This window comes from Candidatus Methylomirabilota bacterium (assembly GCA_036001065.1).
Taxonomy (GTDB): Bacteria; Methylomirabilota; Methylomirabilia; order Rokubacteriales; family CSP1-6; genus MNEF01.
Genome location: DASYUQ010000022.1, coordinates 1 through 18,220 on the forward strand (window position 1 = coordinate 1; position 18,220 = coordinate 18,220).

The 18,220-nt window shown below is 70.9% G+C and carries 23 protein-coding genes, 1 tRNA gene and 1 pseudogene; 9 read left to right on the top strand and 16 right to left on the bottom strand.

Annotation, left to right across the window (positions count from 1 at the left end):
• From VGV13_01945 to VGV13_01970, 6 genes and pseudogenes are all read left to right on the top strand, one after another.
• Window positions 1-282: sulfurtransferase TusA family protein (locus VGV13_01945; protein ID HEV8639841.1), on the top strand; the 282-nt coding region annotated here is incomplete at its 5' end.
• A gap of 3 nt (window positions 283-285) precedes the next feature.
• On the top strand, window positions 286-648 hold the full coding sequence (locus VGV13_01950; protein HEV8639842.1) for a DsrE family protein: 363 nt from the start codon (window positions 286-288) through the stop codon (window positions 646-648).
• A 48-nt stretch (window positions 649-696) separates the two neighbouring features.
• Entirely contained in the window at window positions 697-942 is a 246-nt protein-coding gene (locus VGV13_01955) for a hypothetical protein (GenBank protein ID HEV8639843.1), read from the top strand.
• Window positions 939-1,178: a hypothetical protein gene (locus tag VGV13_01960; GenBank protein HEV8639844.1), complete on the top strand. Its 240-nt coding sequence runs from the start codon at window positions 939-941 to the stop codon at window positions 1,176-1,178. The genes VGV13_01955 and VGV13_01960 overlap by 4 nt, the downstream gene beginning before the upstream one ends.
• Before the next feature lie 127 nt (window positions 1,179-1,305).
• Window positions 1,306-1,611: pseudogene (locus VGV13_01965) on the top strand (hypothetical protein).
• A 34-nt stretch (window positions 1,612-1,645) separates the two neighbouring features.
• Entirely contained in the window at window positions 1,646-2,023 is a 378-nt protein-coding gene (locus VGV13_01970; protein ID HEV8639845.1) for a hypothetical protein, read from the top strand.
• On the opposite strand, the gene VGV13_01975 is transcribed toward VGV13_01970, so the two are convergent.
• Together VGV13_01975 and VGV13_01980 are read right to left on the bottom strand one after the other, a co-directional pair.
• Window positions 2,020-2,442 carry a hotdog fold thioesterase gene (locus VGV13_01975; GenBank protein HEV8639846.1) on the bottom strand — a complete coding sequence of 141 codons (423 nt, stop codon included), beginning with the start codon at window positions 2,440-2,442 and terminating at the stop codon, window positions 2,020-2,022. The two genes, VGV13_01970 and VGV13_01975, sit on opposite strands and share 4 nt — an antisense overlap.
• A gap of 32 nt (window positions 2,443-2,474) precedes the next feature.
• Window positions 2,475-2,855: a hypothetical protein gene (locus tag VGV13_01980; protein HEV8639847.1), complete on the bottom strand. Its 381-nt coding sequence runs from the start codon at window positions 2,853-2,855 to the stop codon at window positions 2,475-2,477.
• Between the two features lie 113 nt (window positions 2,856-2,968).
• Here VGV13_01980 and VGV13_01985 point away from each other — a divergent pair, with 113 nt between their 5' ends.
• Both VGV13_01985 and VGV13_01990 read left to right on the top strand, forming a co-directional pair.
• Window positions 2,969-3,676: a hypothetical protein gene (locus VGV13_01985; GenBank protein HEV8639848.1), complete on the top strand. Its 708-nt coding sequence runs from the start codon at window positions 2,969-2,971 to the stop codon at window positions 3,674-3,676.
• Between the two features lie 23 nt (window positions 3,677-3,699).
• Window positions 3,700-3,778: transfer RNA gene (locus tag VGV13_01990), tRNA-Glu, on the top strand.
• Window positions 3,779-3,856: 78 nt separating this feature from the next.
• On the opposite strand, the gene VGV13_01995 is transcribed toward VGV13_01990, so the two are convergent.
• Both VGV13_01995 and VGV13_02000 read right to left on the bottom strand, forming a co-directional pair.
• Entirely contained in the window at window positions 3,857-4,144 is a 288-nt protein-coding gene (locus VGV13_01995) for a helix-turn-helix domain-containing protein (GenBank protein ID HEV8639849.1), read from the bottom strand.
• Window positions 4,145-4,368: 224 nt separating this feature from the next.
• A complete protein-coding gene (locus tag VGV13_02000) occupies window positions 4,369-4,503 on the bottom strand; it encodes a hypothetical protein (GenBank protein ID HEV8639850.1) in 135 nt (44 codons plus the stop codon).
• A 236-nt stretch (window positions 4,504-4,739) separates the two neighbouring features.
• On the opposite strand from VGV13_02000, the gene VGV13_02005 reads away from it, so the two are divergent.
• Window positions 4,740-5,762, top strand: coding sequence for an alcohol dehydrogenase catalytic domain-containing protein (locus VGV13_02005; GenBank protein ID HEV8639851.1), 1,023 nt, complete (start codon window positions 4,740-4,742; stop codon window positions 5,760-5,762).
• 86 nt (window positions 5,763-5,848) lie between these two features.
• On the opposite strand, the gene VGV13_02010 is transcribed toward VGV13_02005, so the two are convergent.
• The 12 genes from VGV13_02010 to VGV13_02065 all read right to left on the bottom strand — a co-directional run bounded on the left by VGV13_02010 (window position 5,849) and on the right by VGV13_02065 (window position 18,158).
• On the bottom strand, window positions 5,849-6,793 hold the full coding sequence (locus VGV13_02010; protein ID HEV8639852.1) for an LLM class flavin-dependent oxidoreductase: 945 nt from the start codon (window positions 6,791-6,793) through the stop codon (window positions 5,849-5,851).
• A 37-nt stretch (window positions 6,794-6,830) separates the two neighbouring features.
• On the bottom strand, window positions 6,831-7,241 hold the full coding sequence (locus VGV13_02015) for an OB-fold domain-containing protein (protein HEV8639853.1): 411 nt from the start codon (window positions 7,239-7,241) through the stop codon (window positions 6,831-6,833).
• A complete protein-coding gene (locus VGV13_02020; GenBank protein ID HEV8639854.1) occupies window positions 7,238-8,419 on the bottom strand; it encodes a hypothetical protein in 1,182 nt (393 codons plus the stop codon). Before VGV13_02020 ends, VGV13_02015 begins: the two co-directional genes overlap by 4 nt.
• Window positions 8,412-10,043, bottom strand: a complete 1,632-nt coding sequence (locus VGV13_02025) for an AMP-binding protein (GenBank protein HEV8639855.1) — start codon at window positions 10,041-10,043, stop codon at window positions 8,412-8,414. Before VGV13_02025 ends, VGV13_02020 begins: the two co-directional genes overlap by 8 nt.
• A gap of 5 nt (window positions 10,044-10,048) precedes the next feature.
• Complete coding sequence (locus VGV13_02030) at window positions 10,049-10,756, bottom strand: ABC transporter ATP-binding protein (GenBank protein ID HEV8639856.1); 708 nt, start codon at window positions 10,754-10,756, stop codon at window positions 10,049-10,051.
• An 81-nt stretch (window positions 10,757-10,837) separates the two neighbouring features.
• Window positions 10,838-12,655, bottom strand: a complete 1,818-nt coding sequence (locus VGV13_02035; protein HEV8639857.1) for a branched-chain amino acid ABC transporter ATP-binding protein/permease — start codon at window positions 12,653-12,655, stop codon at window positions 10,838-10,840.
• Window positions 12,655-13,548: a branched-chain amino acid ABC transporter permease gene (locus VGV13_02040; GenBank protein ID HEV8639858.1), complete on the bottom strand. Its 894-nt coding sequence runs from the start codon at window positions 13,546-13,548 to the stop codon at window positions 12,655-12,657. The genes VGV13_02035 and VGV13_02040 overlap by 1 nt, the downstream gene beginning before the upstream one ends.
• A gap of 21 nt (window positions 13,549-13,569) precedes the next feature.
• Window positions 13,570-14,817: an ABC transporter substrate-binding protein gene (locus VGV13_02045; GenBank protein HEV8639859.1), complete on the bottom strand. Its 1,248-nt coding sequence runs from the start codon at window positions 14,815-14,817 to the stop codon at window positions 13,570-13,572.
• Window positions 14,814-16,130: a transposase gene (locus tag VGV13_02050; protein HEV8639860.1), complete on the bottom strand. Its 1,317-nt coding sequence runs from the start codon at window positions 16,128-16,130 to the stop codon at window positions 14,814-14,816. Before VGV13_02050 ends, VGV13_02045 begins: the two co-directional genes overlap by 4 nt.
• Window positions 16,131-16,481 carry a transposase gene (locus VGV13_02055; protein HEV8639861.1) on the bottom strand — a complete coding sequence of 117 codons (351 nt, stop codon included), beginning with the start codon at window positions 16,479-16,481 and terminating at the stop codon, window positions 16,131-16,133.
• Between the two features lie 133 nt (window positions 16,482-16,614).
• Window positions 16,615-17,775 (bottom strand): NAD(P)-dependent oxidoreductase, encoded by a 1,161-nt coding sequence (locus VGV13_02060; protein HEV8639862.1) that lies wholly within the window; start codon window positions 17,773-17,775, stop codon window positions 16,615-16,617.
• Window positions 17,772-18,158 carry a secondary thiamine-phosphate synthase enzyme YjbQ gene (locus tag VGV13_02065; GenBank protein ID HEV8639863.1) on the bottom strand — a complete coding sequence of 129 codons (387 nt, stop codon included), beginning with the start codon at window positions 18,156-18,158 and terminating at the stop codon, window positions 17,772-17,774. Before VGV13_02065 ends, VGV13_02060 begins: the two co-directional genes overlap by 4 nt.
• Window positions 18,159-18,220 lie beyond the last annotated feature (62 nt).

An 18,220-nucleotide genomic window follows, 5' to 3' on the forward strand; every position in this document is an offset into this window, starting at 1 on the left:
CTCTACACTCAGGGCTCGTCGTCACGCCGGGCGATGAGGGAATGTTGGATGAGCGCGCACATCGAGGCGGATGAGGTCTGGGACGCCGGCGACATGGGCTGCGGCGAGCTGGTGCTCGAGCTCAGGAACCGACTGGACCGGATGCAACCGGGGCAGGTCCTGGGCCTGATCGCCCGTGATCCCGGCGCGTCAGCCGATCTTCCTGCCTGGTGCCGGCTCACGGGCCACACGCTGGCGTCCGAGGAGCATCCCGTCTACCGGATCCGTCGAAAGGAGAACTGAGCCATGGCCAACCGGTTCTGTGTCAGCCTCAGCTGCGCCAAGGACAACACCGACAAGGCGACGGTGGCCTTCGTGGTCGCTAACGCCGCCGTCGGCTCGGGCAAGGAAACGCTGGTCTTCCTGAGCGTCGAAGCCGTGCGGCTGTCCCAGAAGGGGTATGCCGACGACGTCCGCGAGGAGGGGTTCGCGCCGCTCAAGGAGTTGATGGACAACTTCGCCAAGGCCGGGGGGGCGATCTACGTCTGCTCACCCTGCTTCAAGAAGCGGAAGCTGGACGAGACCAACCTCGTGTCCGGCGCGGCGATCGTCGGCGGGGCCAAGCTCGTCGAGTTCCTCTCGGACGGGAGCCCCTGCGTCAGCTACTAGCCCGCAGGAGGATCCCTTCGCGCGGCGTCATCGGTAGCAACATTTTCCTTGACGGACGGCGAGGCCCGGCGGTATGTACACACCGCGACGCACCGCGCCTCTGCGGACCTCATCGCTGCCGTGAAGAAGGCGGCGGCCGCCGGCGCCACGCTGGACGAGATGAAGAAGGCGGTGGCCGATCAGCTGGCGCCGAAGTACGAGCGCCCGATGTCCAAATACCCTCTGGGGCAGTATCGGGATCGCGTGGGGATCAATATCGAAGCAGTTCACCGGAAGGTGGTCAAGAAGGGGTGACCCCGCGGATCCGCAACCTCGTCATTCTCACGGTACTCGTTGCCGTCGCCGTGATGGCTGTCCAGCCGGCGCCCGCTGAAGCGGTGGAGCCGTTGACCGCGGTGGCCATCGCCGGAGCGGTGGTCGTGGTCGTCATCATCGTCGCGTACCTGGTGGTCGCCAACGTGAGCGAAGCGCGCGGCCAGGCGGCGGCGCCGGCCGCCGGACCGCTGTTGCTGGCGGCCCAGGCCCCGTAGGCGGGCGCCGCCGCCGAACCCGGCGCCGCTGCCGACCACGGCCGCCGGCCGCGCCCGCTGCTGTAAACTGCTGGCCATGACGCGGGCGATCCTCTACAACAAGGATGGCTGACCCACCTGTGCCAAGGCGAGAGAGTTCCTCTCGCAGCGGGGGGTCGAGTACGAGAACCGCCTCATCGAGCAGGCGCCAGTCGATCACGCGGCGACGCTCGCGCTGGCCCGTCACGCCCGGCGGCTGCTAGCCAAGACGGGGCAGGAGATCGTGCGCCTGGATGCCCGCCAGGCGCCGCTCACCGACGCCGACGCCGAGCGTTATCTCCTGCACGAGGACGGCTTCCTGCGTGTCCCTGTGCTCGTCGTCGGCGATCTCGTCGTGCGCGGCTACACCGAGGAGTTGTACCGGGAAGCGCTGGAGGCGGCGGCCCGAAGCTGAGCCCGGCTTGCGCGGTTCGCGAGGGAGGCAGGTCATGTCGACACTGAGGCGGCTGGGCTGCCGGCTGGGGCCGGCGGCGCTGGGGCTCGTCGCGCTGGCGGCGCTGGCAGAGGCCCAGGAGAGCTTCCGCGTCACCTACAACGTGGACCGCAGCAACCCCGCGCGGACGCAGGTGACCGGGGTCGTGTTCAACGACGCGCGCGTCGACGTCCTCGACGTCTACGTCACGGTCGAGGCGGTCGACGGCGCGCGCAAGGTGGTCGCGCGGGGCATCACCTTCGTCAGCCCCGCGATCCCGCAGGGGGGTAACGCTGCCTTCGACTCCACCGTGCCGGCCCCGCCCACCACCGCCAGCTTCCGGGTGCGGGTCAGCAGCTTCCGCTTCGGGCTGGGGTCGCTGCAGTCACCCTAAGCGTCGCGCCCGACCCGGTGGGCGACGCAGTGAACGCTCGCGACCAGCATCCCCGCGGCGTCCCTCACCACGATGTCGTAGAACCCGGCGCGCCGCCCCTGCTTGCGCTCGCGCGCCTCGGCGATGAGCCGGACGTGCGGCGCGGCCGTGGCGAGGTAGTCGATGGTCACGCTCAGGGCCACGGCGGGCTCACCGTGTGAGTTGCAGGCTGCGCCGAAGGCGACGTCGGCGAGAGAGAAGATGACGCCGCCGTGCGGCGCGCCCTGGTAGTTCATCATGTGGGGCTGGAGCTGGAGGGCGACGCGGCAGTAGCCGCGTCTCAGCTCGAGATACTCGAGGCCGAGCGCCCGAGCCCAGGGATCGTCCTGGATGCGGCGACCGAGCTCCGCGGGCACTGCGTCGTCGCCCGGGTCGCTCACGCGGCGGTGCGTCCCGGCCCGGCCGGGGCCGGTCAGCGCAGGTCGCCGCCGCCGGACTGGATCCAGTCGAAGGACCAGACGGAGACGCGGTAGCTTGGCGCGGCCGCGGGCACCGGCACCTCGAAGTAGGCGCGCATGCCCGGCGTCACCTGACCCGCCACGTAGCCGGGCGTCGTGGTGACCACCCGACCGGCGGTGTCGAGGCTTTCGACCTTGAGCATGATCTTGATGGCGGGGAAGCCCCAATCGTTGAGCAGATAGCCCTGGACGTTCGGACGGCCCTTTCGCTCGCCCGCCGCCCAGTCGAGCTTGAAGAACTGCTCGCCGCCGATGACCGCGAAGTTCTGGCCGAACGCGGTTCCCATCCATCCGGCCAGGATCACCACCGCCAGCAGCCACCGCATCCGTCGCATCGTAACCTCCCCTGAGCCATACGGAGTATCGCCCCGATCGTGACCATGGTCAAATCGGGGAAGTCTGGACCGCTCTAGTATGCTGGCCATGAGACCTCACAGGAGGACGGACGATGAAGACGTTTACGCAGTTTACCTGGCCGCTTCTCGTCGCCGCGATCCTTGCCGGCTGCGCCGCGCAGCAGTCCACGGCGCCCCGGCCCTCGGCGGCGCAAAACACCTACACCGGCGAGGTGTGGACGTGGGACGAGCAAGCCAGCACGGTGACCCTGCGGCAGGGCGAGAGAACGGTCCGCGTGAAGGTCACCCCCGACCAGCTCGTCGGGCTTCGGCTCTACCAGATCGTCACGGTGCGCGGCGCGCCCGCGCCCGCGGAGATCGAGCGGGTCGCGCTGCCGCCTGGCACCTTCGTGCCGCGCGGCGCCGCCGACGAGGCGGAGGTGACGGGCACGGTCGCCGCGGTCGATCCAGCCGGCACCGTGTCGATCACGTCGCCTCGCGGCCTGCTATCGGTGTGGGTGTCCGGCTCGACGCCGTTCCGCGCTGGCGAGCCCGTGCGCGTGCGGGTGCGCGTGCAGCCGCTCGAGCTCGTGGCGGCGCAGGGGGGCGAGGCGGCGAAGACGCCAGAGGTCGCGGCGTCGGTCGCGACGGAGCCGGGCGAGTACGCGGTGGTGCGGGGGCCGCTCAAAGCCGTCGACCCGGCCGGGCGCCTCACGGTCGAGTCGCCGCGCGGGCCGATCAACGTGTGGGTGCCGGACGCCCAGCGCTATCGCGTCGGCGACGCCGTCGAGGTGCGCACATCCGTGCACCCGTCCCGCTGACCCTCGGGTATACTGACGTGGCTGACCCCGTCGTCTAGCCTGGCCCAGGACGCGACCCTTTCAAGGTCGAGATCGCGGGTTCGAATCCCGCCGGGGTCACCAGATTTGCTTTAAACCTCAACTACCCCCGACGCTCATCGGTCGAGGGTCGCCACATCGTCGACGCAGCGCCGTCCGCCGCTACCAGGCGGATCGAAGCGCTCGCTTCACTTCGGCGATTCGCTTCTCATCCCGCTTATAAAAGGTCCACTGCTTGATCCGATTGGTGCGGACGAGCCCGGCCTGCGTCAGGATCCTGAGGTGTTTGCTGGCGGTCGGCTGGCTCACCCCGAGCTTCTCGGCGATCAAGAGGCCGCAGACGCCGTCGCGCACGAGATCACCGTCGACTTGAGGCGGGAAGTGAGCTCGTGGCTGTTTGAGCCAGGTGAGGATCTGCAGACGGCGCTCGTTCGCCAGCGTGTCTGAGATTCATGAGGGGCTGATCGTCTCTGTCTGGAGGAGATCCGCGAAGTATCAGCGTGGCTGACGGACGTGCAGCACGAGCCGTCGGCATAACGGCCGCCGGAACCTGGCGATCTCGACCACCTTAGTGAAACGGCGGGAGGCGCTATATCATGCATTGACGGTCGAGCGAGGCTCCCGGCAGGCGCCGAGGCCCGTCGCGGCGCGAAGGCGGAGCGTTCACCCAGTGTTCACGGCTCGAGACGAGCGATCTGAGGGAGCGGCCACAACATCGTGCACCGGATCGACCCATGGCTCGTCGTCGTGTGTACGTCCTCGTTGGTCCGGCCGATCTGGGCGGCGGTGACCTTCAGGTGACGCGGCATGCTGGCTCTCCTCTTGGCCCGGCGTCGAGCGCCGGTGCCTCACGCTCGATACTGCATTTATCGGCTTTCGCCACGCGCGAGCGGGCGGCGTAGACGAGGTCAGGGAGGAAAGGGACGCGTGCGGCTAGGCGTGGCCGGGATCGGGAGGCCTGTGGTATAGGGGGCAAGACGCCATCCCGAGGAGGGAGAGGACGAGGGATGCGCGGAGGCCATCGACAGTGACGACGATGCGGGCGATGGTGACGACAGGGCCGGGCGACTACGACGTGATGCGCCTGGAGGAGGTGCCGGTGCCCTCGCCGGGGCCGCGCGACGTCCTCGTCAGGAACCACGCCTCCGGCGTCTGCTACCACGACCATCTCATCCGGGTCGGCGTGATGAAGCGCGGCATCCACTTCCCGCTCATCCTCGGCCACGAGGGAGCGGGCGTGGTGGAGGCGGTGGGGGACGCGGTCCGCTCGCTGAAGCCCGGGGACCGTGTCACCTGCACGCAGTGGACGGAGGCGTGCGGCGTCTGCCGCTTCTGCCGGACGAACCGAGAGCCGCTCTGCAGCGCCCGCAAGTTCTTCGGCCACGACCGCGACGGCACCTATGCCGAGCTTTTCAAGATCCAGGAGGACTCGTTGCTGCCGCTGCCGCCGGAGGTCGGCTTCGAGGAGGGCGCGATCCTCTCCTGCGCCATCGGGACCGTGGTCGCGGCCATCCGTGACGTCGGTCGCGTCCAGGCGGGGGAGTACGTGCTGGTGACGGGGGCAGGGGGCGGCCTCGGGGTCCACGCCATCCAGGTGGCCCGGCTCTGCGGGGCTACCGTCATCGGCCAGACCACCTCTCCCGGGAAGGTGGACGTGATCCGCGAGGCGGGGGCGCACGAGGTGGTGGTGGCGCGGGACGGCCGGTTCGCCGACGAGGTCCGGCGGCTCGCGGGGGGCGAGGGCGTCGATCTCGTCTGCGACAATGTCGGCGCGCCCGTCTTCGAGGAGGCGCTCCGGGCGACGGCACGCGGCGCCCGGTACGTGCTGGTCGGGGAGCTGACAGGTGACCAGGTGACCTTCAACACGGCGCGGCTCTTCCTCAAGGGCGTGAGCCTCCTCAGCACCACCAGCACCTCGCGCACCCAGCTCGCGAGCGTCATCGACCTCGTGCGGCGCCGGCTGCTCCGGCCGATGGTCACCGAGCGCTTCGCGCTCGCCGAGGCGCCGCGGGTTCACCGGCTGATGGTGGAGCGCAAGCTCTCCGGCCGCGTGCTGCTGATCCCGTGATGGCCGTAGCTCCCGCGACGGCGGCCGGGCGTCCCCACCGTGACGCTGGCCGGGAACGTCGTGGGCACCGGCGACCGAGCTGAGCGTCAGCGCCCGATCTTCGGCAGCACCTCGGTGGCCACCCGCTCCATCTGCTCGAGGATCGCGGCCTGCGGGCACGCCCAGTTGAAGACGAAGTGGCGGACCCCCGCCTCCCGGAACTCCGCGATCCGGGCCGCGCACTCGTCGGGCGTGCCGACCACGCAGAAGCGCTCCACGAGCGGCGGCTCGAACGGCTGGTTGTAGATGCGCGTGAGCTCCGCGCCTGCGCGCCCGACGGCGCGATCGTGGTCGTCGCCCACGGCCAGGAAGACGAGCAGCGCGCGCTCGAGGGCGGCGGGGGCGCGCCCGGCCTCGACGGCGAGCGCCTCCAAGCGCTCCAGGCTCTGCCGGTAGCGTGAGGGCGTCAGCATGTAGGGGAAGTACCCGTCGCCGGCGCGCGCCGTGCGCCGCAGGGCAGGCTCCGAGCGGCCGCCGATCCAGAGTGGCGGGCCGCCGGGCTGCACCGGCCGGGGTGTCAGGGTCACGTCCTCCACGCTGAAGTGCGTCCCGCCGACGGTCACGCGGTCCTGGCTCCAGAGGCAGCGTAGGAGGCCGAGCGCCTCGTCGGTGCGGGCGCCGCGCTCGCCCAGCGGGACGCCGCACGCCGCGAACTCGGCGGGATACTCCCCGCCCACGCCGACCCCGACGACGAGCCGGCCGGCCGTCACGTGGTCGAGTGTCGCCAGATCCTTCGCGGCGAGGATGGGGTGGCGGAGGGGCAGGAGGTAGATGGCGGTGCCGAGGCGAATACGCTGGGTGCGGGCGGCGAAGCCGGCAAGGAGGACGGCCGCGCTGACGGTCTCCGTGTGGAAGAGCACGTGCTCGCCCGCCCAGAGGGAGTCGAAGCCGAGCGCCTCCGCCCGCTCCGCGAACTGCCACCACCAGGCCGCGGGTGGCGTGCCGTCCGGGTAGGCGGCGATCGTGACGCCGAAGCTGAGCCTCTCGCTCACGCGTCGAGCCCGGAACGGGGGAGGCGCGATCGGTCGCTCACGGCGCCCGGCGGAAGCGCGGGATGCTGATCTCCGGCGTCACGTCGTCGAAGACGACGGTCACCGGCATCCCGACCCGGATCTCCCCCGGCGGGACGTCCACCAGGTTCGCCGTGAGCCGCGGCCCCTCCTCCAGCTCCACCTGGACCACCGCGTAGGGGGTCTCGCTGGCGAACGCCGGGAACCAGGCCTTGTGGAAGACGACGAAGCTCGAGACCGTCCCCCGGCCGCTCATCGGCGCCCACTGGTGGCGGTCGGAGAGGCAACCCGGGCAGACGGGGGCAGGCGGGTACCACACCTGCCCGCAGGCGAGGCACCGCTGCAGGCGCAGCTCGTGGCGGCGCGCCGCCTCCCAGAATGGGCCGTTGTCGGGCGTGATGCGCGGAAGCGGCTTGGCGTAGCCACTCATCGGCGGAAGATCAGCGAGTCGCCCCAGGCCGTGGCCCACTGCGCGACCTGGATCCCCGGCACCTGGCGGGGGCCGGCCTCGCCCCGGAGCTGGCGGACCAGCTCGACGATCGAGTTCCAGCCCGAGACGTGCGCCTCGGACAGGAGGCCGCCCGACGTGTTCATCGGCAGCTCGCCCCCCAGCTCGATGCGCCCGCCCTGGGTCCACTTCGCCGCCTCGCCGGGGCCGCAGAAGCCGAAGCGCTCCAGCACGAACCAGACGAGGGGCGAGAAGGCGTCGTAGGTGTAGAGCGCGCCCACGTCGCGCTGGGTGAGGCTGGCCATGCGGTAGACCAGGAGGTCGTCATCCGCCGGCGTCCACCGGAAGGTCCGCTGCTGCCAGAGACCGAGCCCGGGGCGCCCGAACAGCACGTCATCGCGGCCGGCGCGCAGGCCCTGCATGCCGGCGATGAGCACCGGAGGCTTGCGCCGGTCGCGGGAGCGCTCGGCGCTGGTGACGAGGACGCAGGCCGCGCCGTCCGTCACCAGGCAGCAGTCGAAGAGGTGGAGGGGCTCGACGATCCAGCGCGAGCGCTGGTGCTCCTCGAGGCTCAGCGGCTTCTTCATGAGCGCGCCGGGGTTCAGCAGCGCGTGCTTCCTGAACGCGATGGGCACGGCCGCGAGCTCCTGGCTGGTCGCCCCGTAGAGGGCGAAGTAGCGCTGCGCCGCCAGCGCCGCCCCCGCGGCGGGAGCCGTCATCCCGTACACGGGGTTCTCCTGATGGGTGCCGCCCTCCTCCCGCGTCCCCTCGAAGTCGCCGGGTCCGCCCAGGAGCTGCCGCTCCCGCGTGAAGCTCACGCCGCAGAGACAGGCGACGCAGGTGGCGAGGCCGGTGTGAATGGCCATGGCCGCCGCCTGGAGGGTGGGCCCGGCGAAGCGCCCGTGCGTCCACGCCTGCTCGACGAAGCGGATGCGAAGGCCGAGGGTCTCGGCGAAGCGGTCGTAGTCCACGCCCAGCGGCCAGCCGATGTTGATGGCGAGGCCGTCCACCGCGTCCTTGGTAAGCCCGGCGTCGACGAGCGCGGCCTTGAAGGCCTCGGCGGCCAGCCCGAGGGGCGTCTCCTCCGCGGCGAAGGCGAACCGGCTCACGCCGATGCCGGAGACCGCGGTGCGGTCCCGGATGGTCGCGCCGTCAGCCATGGCGCTCCGCCGAGACCCGGCGGTCGGCGGCGACACCCTCGAGCTCGGCGGCCAGACTCTCGCGCAGCCGATGCTTCTGCACCTTGCCGGAGGCGGTGAGGGGCAGGGCCTCGCGGGGGACGAAGCGGATGTGCTGCGGGACCTTGAAGGCGGCGAGGGCCTGGCGGCAGAAGGCCCTGAGCTCATCGGCGGAGGCGCTCGCGCCCTCCTTCAGCACGACCACGGCGGCCAGCGCCTCCTCCTTGCGCGGGTCGGGGACGCCGATGACGTGGACCTGCTCGACAGCCGGGTGGCCGAGGAGGATCTGCTCGACCTCGACGGGGGAGACGTTGAGGCCGCCGGTCTTCACCACGTCCTTGAGACGGCCGTGGAAGCGGAGGCGCCCGTCGGTGTCGAACCACCCGAGGTCCCCCGTGAGGAAGAAGCCCTCGGCGTCGAAGGCGGCCGCGTTCTTCTCGGGGTCCTTGTAGTAGCCGGGGGTGATGTAGCCGCGGAGCGTGATCTCGCCGATCTCGCCCGGGCGCAGCGGGTGGTGGCTGACGGGGTCGGCGATCTTGATCTCGAACCCCGGCAGCGGCCGGCCGATCGTGGAGAGGCGCGCCTCCACGGGGTCGTGGGCGTCGGTGAGCGTGCAGTTGCCATAGCACTCGGTGAGGCCGTACACGTTGCAGATCTCGCGGGCGCCGAGGTCCATTACCATCTGCATCGCGGGTGGGTGTCCGATGGCCGCGCCCGTGCGGAGCGAGCCGAGGTTCCGGTGGGGACGGTCGGGGTGCTCCCAGAGGGCCAGCGCGACGTTCGGGGTGCCGTAGTAGACGGTGCACCGCTCGCGCTCGATGAGGGCGAGCGCCTCGCCGGGCTCGAACGCCTCCTGGAGCACCACGCAGCCGCCGTGCGTCATGACGGCGAGGAGGGCGTTCTCGCAGCCGAAGCCCCAGAAGAGCGAGATGCCGAGCCAGAGGCGGTCGGCGGGTCCCAGGTGCTGGCGCTCGCCGATGTTGAACATGTTCTCGATGAGCCCGCGATGCTGCAGCTGGACGCCCTTCGGCGTCGACGTGGTGCCGGACGTGTAGAGGATGTAGGCGATGTCGGTGGGCGCCACTGCCCGCTGGGCCGCGTCGACCACGGCCTCGGGGCCCCGCGCCCCGAGCTCCCAGAGCTCGGCGAACGGGGTGATGCCGGGCCGGCGCTCGCCGCCCAGGCAGACGACGTGGCGCAGGAGCGGCAGCCGCTCGCTGCCGGGGCCGAGGGCCGCGAGCATCCCGAGGTAGTCCTGGCCGCGGAAGCGGTCGACGGTGACCAGCGTCGTGGCGTCGGCGTGGCGGAGCACGTACTCGAGCTCGCGCGCCGTCGACCAGGTGCTCACGGGCACCAGGGTGGCGCCGAGCAAGGCCACCGCGAAGTCCACGAGGAGCCACTCGGTGCGGTTGCCCATGAGGAGGGCGACCTTGTCACCGCGCCTCACGCCGAGCTGGTGGAGGCCTCGCGCGAGCCGCCGCACGCGCTCGCGGTACTCGCGGTAGGTGAGGCGTTCGCGCTCGAAGACGACCGCCTCGCCGTCCGGATAGCGCCGCGCCATCTCGTCGAGGAGGTCGCCGAGGGTGCGGCTGCGCGGCGGCTCCATCGCCGTCACGCCCCCAGGTAGGCGTGCTGCACGCGCGGGTCGGCGAGGAGCGTCTCTCGGTCGCCCTCCAGCACCACCCGACCCGTCTCCAGCACGTAGCCGCGGTCGCACAAATCGAGGGCCTCCACCACCCGCTGCTCCACGAGCAGGATCGTGATCCGGCGGCTCTTCCGGATGGCGGCGATGGCCTCGAAGATCCCCTCTACGATGCGCGGCCCGAGGCCCTGAGAGGGCTCGTCGAGCAGGAGCAGCTCGGGCTGGGCCATCAGGCCGCGGCCGAGGGCGAGCATCTGCTGCTCGCCGCCGGAGAGCGACCCGGCAAGCTGCTGGCGCCGCTCGCCGAGGATGGGGAAGAGCCCGAGGACGGTGTCGAGGCCCTCCGCCCGCCTCCGGCGCGCCAGGGGCCGGTAGGAGCCCATCTCGAGGTTTTCCAGCACGGTGAGCGAGGAGAAGACCTTCCGCCCCTCCGGCACGTGGGCGATGCCGAGCTGAGCCCGGGCGTGCGACGGCAGCGTCCGGATGTCCCGCCCGCGGTACTCGATGCCGCCGGCCGCCGCCGGCACGCTGCCCCCGACCGCTTTCAGAAGCGTCGTCTTGCCGGCGCCGTTCGGCCCCACGATCGTGACGAACTCGCCCTCCGCCACGTCGAGGGAGACGCCGGCCAGGGCCTGGAGCCCGCCGTAGGCGACGCTGAGTCCAGAAACCTTCAGCATGGATCGAGGAGCGCCACGGCTGGGCCGGGGCGCGCCGAGGGTTGGGGGGCATGGGGGGCCGTGTCGGGGCCCCCCATCTGGTCAAGCCCGGAGACTTTCAACATGGCGGAGCCAGCGCTTGCCCAGGTAGGCCTCGATGACGGCGGGATCGCGCACCACCTCGCCCGGCAGCCCCTCGCCGATCCGGCGCCCGTGGTCGAGGACGACGAGGCGGTCGACGAGCTGGACGACCGCGTACATGGTGTGCTCGATGATCACGACGGTCACCCCCGCGTCGCGCACGCGGCGCACGAGCGCCATCATGGTCTCGACGCCGTCCCGGGAGAGCCCGGCCAGCGGCTCGTCGAGCAGGATGAGCTCGGGCGCGGTGGCGAGGCAGCGGGCGAGCTCCATCAGCCGGAGGTCGAGGGTGGTGAGGCCGCCGGGGACGACCTCGGCGCGCGCGTCGAGCCCCACCGCGGCCAGGGCCGCGCGCGCCCGCTGCCGGGCACGGTCGGCGGCGGCCTCGCGCACGAAGGCCCCCACCATCACGTTCTCCAGCACGGTGAGGCGCGGGAAGGACCGGACGACCTGGAAGGTGCGGCCGACGCCGCGCCGGCAGATGGCGTTGGGGCGGAGCCCGGTGATGCGCTCGTCCCGGTAGCGCACCTCGCCCTGGTCGGGGGCGAGGAAGCCGTTGAGCACGTTGAAGAGCGTCGTCTTGCCGGCGCCGTTGGGCCCGATGACGCCGAGGATCTCACCGGCCTGGACGGTGAAGCTCACGTCCTCGAGCGCGTGCAGGCCCAGGAACGCCTTCGATACCGAGCGGACGTCCATGAGCGTGGCGCCCCGGGCCACCGGCGCGCGGCCGGCGACGTTCGTGGCCAGCTCCAGGGTCGCCGCCGCCGTCGTCCCTGCCGCACCGGCCGCCACCGCGACGCCGGCCGGCGCCGGCACCATGCGCCCGGCCGGCCAGAGGCCCCGGACCCGCCAATAGAGCCCCTCCGGCGCGAACAGCATGACGAGGACCAGGGCGGCGCCGTACACGACGCCCTGGATCCCGGGGAGCCGGTCCCCGATGGTCGCGTCGAGCGTCTCGCTCATGGGGACCATGATGGCCGCGCCCAGGAGGGGGCCCCACTTGCTGCCGGCGCCGCCGACGAGGCAGACGACGAGCGTCTGCACGATGACGAGGACGCCGAAAACCGCGTCGGGGGTGACGACGTAGAGGATGGCGTGGGCGTAGATCGCCCCGATGACGGCGGCGGGGGCCGCGCTCAGCATGTAGGCGACCATCTTCGACCGGAACGTATCGATGCCGCTGGCCTCCGCCGCCTGCTCGTTCTCCTTGAGGGCGCGGAGGGCGTAGCCGAGCCGCGAGGTCTCGATCCAGTGCGAGAGCAGGAGCGTCCCCGCGAGCGCCGCCAGGGCCAGGAGGTCGTAGGCGCGGGGATCGGTGAACTGCATGTAGAGGGCGGGTTGGTCGCGCACCATTGGGATCGCGACCTCCTGGTAGCCCAGGAAATCCATGAAGATGCGGAGGATGAGGGGGTAAGCGAGCGTCGCCAGCGCGAAGTAGATGCCGGCCAGCCGGAAGGTGGGGAAGCCGATGAGGACGGCGGCGGCCACGGCGGCCACCGCGCCGACGACGAGGCCGAGCCAGGGCGTGAGGCGGACGCCGACGACGAGGAGGACGGTCACGTACGCCCCCACGCCGAAGAACGCCTGGTGGCCGAAGGAGATCTGCCCGGCGTAGCCGCTGATGATGTTCCAGGCGAGACCCATCGTGGCCCAGACCAGGACGAGGGTGAGGACCCGGTGGTGGTAGCGCTCGGTGAGCATGAGGGTGAGCGCGAGCGCGACGAGGACGACCGCCCCGATGGGGACGAGCCCCCGCAGACGGGCGAGGGCGGCCGGCATCAGACGGCGCGGAGCCGCTGGCCGAAGAGGCCCTGCGGCCTGAGGTAGAGCACGAGCAGGAACGCGATGAAGACGCCGACGTTCTGGAGCTGGAAGGGGAGGACGAGCAGCGTCAGCGACTGCACGAGGCCGATGAGGAGGCCGCCCGCGAAGGCCCCGGGGATCGAGCCGAGGCCGCCGAGGACGACGGCGACGAACATGAGCACGATGAAGTTCACGCCCACCGTCGGCTCGATGGGGTGGTAGGTGGCGAGGAGCCCACCCGCCGCCGCCACCAGCGCGATGCCGACGCCGAAGGCGAGGCCGTGCATGGCCCGCACGTCGATGCCCTGGTAGCCGGCGGCCTCCGGCTCATCGGCGGCGGCGCGCAGCGCCTTGCCGAGGTCGGTCCGGGTGAGGAAGGCGTACACGGCGCCGGCCAGCAGCAGCGCCATCAGGAAGGCGTAGGAGCGGGCCTGATTCAGGAGGATGGGGCCCACCGCGAAGGCCTGGGTGGCGTAGGCCGCCCTGATCCCGCGCGGCATGGGGGTCAGGATCATCGTGGTGGCGTTGGTGATGATGAGGGAGAGGCCGAGGGTGAGGATGAGCTGGGCGTCCATCAGGCGCTGCGGATCGCCACCGCCGGTGACGCGGACGAGCAGCGCCCGATGGACGACCAGACCCAGCACGAAGAAGGGCGGGATGGTGACGAGGGCGCCGAGCAGGGGATCGACGCCGGACCCCACCGCCAGGAAGTACGTGACGTACATCCCCAGCATCATGAAGTCGCCCTGGGCGAAGTTGACGACCCGCATGACGCCGAAGATGAGGGCGAGGCCGATCGACATGAGGGCGTAGACGCCCCCCACGAGGAGGCCCGTCACGACGTACTGGACGAGCTCGCCCAGGGGCACGGCCGGCCTGCCGAGCGCTCCTTACTTGCCGCCGGCCCAGACGGGCTTGCGGGTGGCCAGCTCCGCGGGGACGACGGTGAACGGCTCGCCGCCCTGCCACTGCACGATGATCGGCGTGGCCCCCACGCGCCGGCCACGCTCATCGTAGCGAATCCTGCCTGGCGTCAGTGCGCTGGCGGCTGGCCCCGAGCGGAGGTCGAGCTTGGTCACGGCGTCCCGGATGGCCTTGGGGTCTGTCGACTTCGCCAGCTCCGCGGCCTCCTTGATGATCCAGACGTGCGCGTACGTCATGAGCGGGTCCTGGGTCATGAAGGGCTCGCCAGTCCGCTGGGTGAAGCGCTTGACGAAGTCCTCCTGGCCCTTCAGCGGGTGGGCGGCGGTGACGGACATCACGTTGTCGAGGAGCTCCTTGCCCACCGTCTTCACGTACTCGGGCGTGAGCAGCCACGCGCCCACGCCCATGATGGGGGTCCGGAGCCCGAACTCCTTCACCTTCTGGAGCACCTGGATGGAGTCGGGGAAGTTGGTGGCGCCGTAGAACACGATATCGGGCTGGGTGGAGCGGAGCTTCTGGATGATGGCGGTGGCGTCGGCCAGCGGCGGCGTCCACACCTCGTCCACCACGATCTCGATGCCCTTGGCCTTCAGGAGCTTCTCGCGCAGCGGCTTGAAGAAGAACACGATGGCGGCGGTATTGTCGCCGACGAGCGCCGCCTTCCGGATCTGCTGGTTGTTCCGCTTGGCCAGGTCGAGGATGAGGTCGAGCGCCTGCTCGGCCTGGAGCGAGGAGACGGGGCTGGACTGGAAGGTGTACTTGAAGCCGCGCTCGGTGATGGAGTCGGCGTAGGACAGCGTGAACCAGGGCACCTGGAGCCGCTCCGCCACCTCGGTGACGCCGAGGGTGAAGGAGCTGAGCCAGGAGCCGATGCCGGCGCTGATCTTCTCGCGGCTCAGCGCGCGCTGGGCGGCGCTCACCGCCTTCTCGACGCTGTCCCCGGCGTCCGCCTCGCGGAGAACGATCTTGCCGCCCCCGAGCGCCTTGATGCCGCCCTGGGCCTCGATTTCGGCGATGGCCATCTCGGCGCCCATCTTCTTGAGCTGGCCCTGCCGGGCCCAGCGTCCCGACAGCGGGGCCACCAGCGTGATCTTCAGCTCCTCGGCCGCCCGCGCCACGGCGGGCGCGAGCAGTGTCGGTGCCGCGACGAGCACGGCCAGCGCGATCGCGAGCGCCCGGACACGTCTCCCCCGACTTGTTCCGGCTGGCTTCATGGATCTCCTCCTGCTTCTGCGCGGATGTGGTGAGCCTTGCCGCGCCTCTCCACCGTCGTCGCCGCGGCCGTCGTCGCGACGGGAGCGGTCACGCGCGGATTGTAACCTTCACCCGGACTGGAGTCGGGGGCTTTTGGAGGAGCCCCGACGTGCGGTGTCGAGTGTCCGCGCCTTACGACGCGGAGTTGCCGCTTCATCGGGGGCCTGACAGCACCTTGCCCTCCACGGCCAGCGTCACCGTCGGTTCGACGGCTGAGGAGCACGACGGCGGCATTCAGATCCGCGTGGGCCTCGTGCTCGCAGCCCACGCAGCGGAAGTGATTCCCCTGCCGGCTGGCGGCGTCGACGAGCCCGCACGTCGGACAGGTCTGGCTGGAATAGGCAGCGGGAACCTCGACCAGCGTGCCGCCCGTAGCCTCTAGCTTGTAGCGGAGCATCGTGCAGAACGACGACCACCCAGCGCCGGCGATGTGGCGGCCGAGTCCGCCGCGCACCATGCCGGCCACATTCAGCTTCTCCACGACCACCACGCCGTGGCTCTTGGCGTAGCGGTGGGAGAGGACGTGTAGGACATGGGTGCGTTGACGGCGCACCTTCCGGTGCAGCGTGGCGACGCGCAGAACCGCGCGGTGTCTCCGGCGCGAACCTTTCTGCCGGCGGGCCACCACGCGCTGGGCACGCGCGAGGCGACAGAGCGTGCGCTCAAGGTGCTTCGGGTTCGGGACGAAACGCCCGTCAGAGTCGGCGAGCAGCACGGTCAGCCCGCGGTCGATCGCGACAGTCGGGCCACGCCGCGGCTCCGGCGCCGCGACCTCCTCTTCACACTGAATCGACGCGAACCACTGATCGACGTCACGCCGAATCGTGCAGCGCTTCGGCGTGCCCCAGAGTGGCCGATGCAGCCGGGCACGGATCTCGCCGAGCTTCGGGAACACCACGCCCGTCGCGGTGACGCGGAACACGCTGGGATGGGGCTCAGTGATCGCGACTGCGTCGCGTCCTTTCTTCTTCCACCGGGGACGCCCTGCCAACCCCTTGAAGCATCTCTGCCACGCCGCATCGAGATCAACGAGGAGTTGCGCGCAGACGTTCCGTGGCACGTCGGCCAGCCACGGCACCTCGGCCCTGAGTTCGGTCAACTGGTTGATCTGGTCGAAGGCCGAGCGCTGGCGAGCGCCACGACGCAGGTAGAGGAAGCGCTGCTCGTGGGCTGCGTTCCACAGCGCCCGGAGTGCCCCTTCCCACGCCCGCAACCGCGCTTCTTGCTCCGGCGTGGGGTACAGGCGATAGCGGAACCCGCGGCGCAGAACCACTTAGCGCCTCGTCCTGATGTGCTCGGCCCGCTCGATGTACCGACGGATCGTCTCTGCCGAGACCTGACCCGCCGTCCCCACGTCGAACGACGGCGCCCAGAGGTGGCCGTGGCGCAACACGCGGGGAAGCTGCTGGAACTCGGCAAACAGGCTGCGCGCGGTGACGCCATTGAACCACTGGTCCGGCTGGACGTCCAAGGCCAGGATCTCGAAGCCCTTGGCTTGGGCCACCTCACTGATCAGGCCGCGCAGCCGGTCAGCCACCGCGTGGGCCAGCACGCGCTTGCGGTATTTCGGAATCGAAACGGCGTGGTAGGCCATCTGGTACACCGCGTTGCGCGTGGTCTTCAGGCCGAGTTCTGGCACGCATATAGTCTTCTACCATATAGTAGGCGCTCCTCGCCCGGCCTGAAGGCCGGGGTTTCCGCGCCCACGGGGGGGCCTATGAGCGGCGGCCGAGGGCGGCGCAACTCCAGTGCCGGTGTCACTCAGGCCCGGCCAGGATGGTCGGAGGCTCGCCGCGGCGGACGCGAGCGACATTGTCGAGCACGGCGCGGACGTCCCGGCAGAGCTCGGTGCCGGTGCCGGCGCCCACGTGGGGCGTGAGGACCACCGTCGGGAGCCCGACCAGCCCTGCGACGTCGCGGGGTGGTTCCTCGGCCCGCACGTCGAGCCCGGCGCCCCCGAGGTGCCCGTCGCGGAGCGCGGCGACGAGCGCGGCCTCATCGACCAGCGCCCCGCGCGAGGTGTTGAGGAGGATGGCGCCCCGTCGCATCTGCTCCAGTTCCGCCGCGGCGATGAGGTGCCGAGTGTCGGCCGTGAGGGGGACGTGGAGACTCACGACGTCCGCCTCGGCGAGCAGGGACGGGAGCGGGCGGAACTCCGCTCCCAGTGCGGCCTCCAGCGCCGGAGGCAAGCGGCGGCGCTGGGTATAGAGGATGTGCATCTCGAAGGCGTGCGCGCGCCGGGCCACCTCGCGCCCGATCTCGCCGAGGCCGACGAGCCCGAGCGTCATCCCACGGAGGGACCGGAGGCCGCGGACCCGCGCCCAGTTGTAGTGGCTGTCGCCGCGGGTGGCGTCGGCCGGGGGCTCGAGGGCGGCGGCGTGGGACGGGAGGAGCCGGCGGGCGACGGCGAGGAGGAGCAGGATCGTCTGCTCCGCCACCGACGTGTTGGCCCAGCGCCGGAGGCGAGCGACCGGCACGCCACGCCGCGCCGCCGCCGCGAGGTCGATGTTGCGGCAGTCCTCGCCGTGCTTCTGGATGAGTCGGAGGTCGGGGGCCCTGGCGAGCACGGCCTCGGTGATCTCCGCCCCCTCCAGGAAGAGGTAGTGGACGCCGGCGAGCTGCGTCTCGAGGGGCTGGCCCGTTGCCAGCGCGGGGACGACCTGACCGGCGAGGCCGAGGTCGGCGCCGATCCGCCGGAGGCGGTCGAGGGCGCCATCGGCGTCGCCCGCGAAGAGCCGGCCGAGAGCCGTCTTCATCTTCCCGTCGAGGGGGGCGTCCAGGGCGAGGGCGACGAGCCGCAGCGGGACGTCGTCTTCGGCGACGAGGAAGCGCTCGGGGCTAGAAGTGTCTACTGTTCGAGGGAGGTTCTCGGTGCGCTCGACTCCCTTCTTAGACGGCCAGCCGAGAACCCGGCTCACGATGCTGGCAGAAGGCGGAGCTCGACCTCTCGCCTTCTCGGCCCTTCGAACTCTATCAGCACGATCCTCTGGAACTCGCCAAGCGCAAGTTTGCCGTCCTGGACCGGGACGTGAACGCTCGGGCCGACGAGGGCGCTTAGAAAATGAGCCGCCACGTGGGCCGGCGAGTCATGCCTGTACACAAGCTTCGGCGTCAGCGCTTGCAGAATGTCCATGATGTCCTCGGGGACGCCGGTCTCCCAGGTCATGACCGTCAGAGCAGCCGTCGTGTGTCTCAGAAAGATGTGACACGTTCCGTCGGACGCACCGCCGATCCCTGCGCCGACACGCTCGGTTATATCAATGACCTGTCTCGGCGATTGCGTCTGGATTTCGATAGTCACTGGCATCATCGTCCCCATCGCGACTCCGCCGCCCCTTTGCTGTACCTCCTATGCGTCTAACG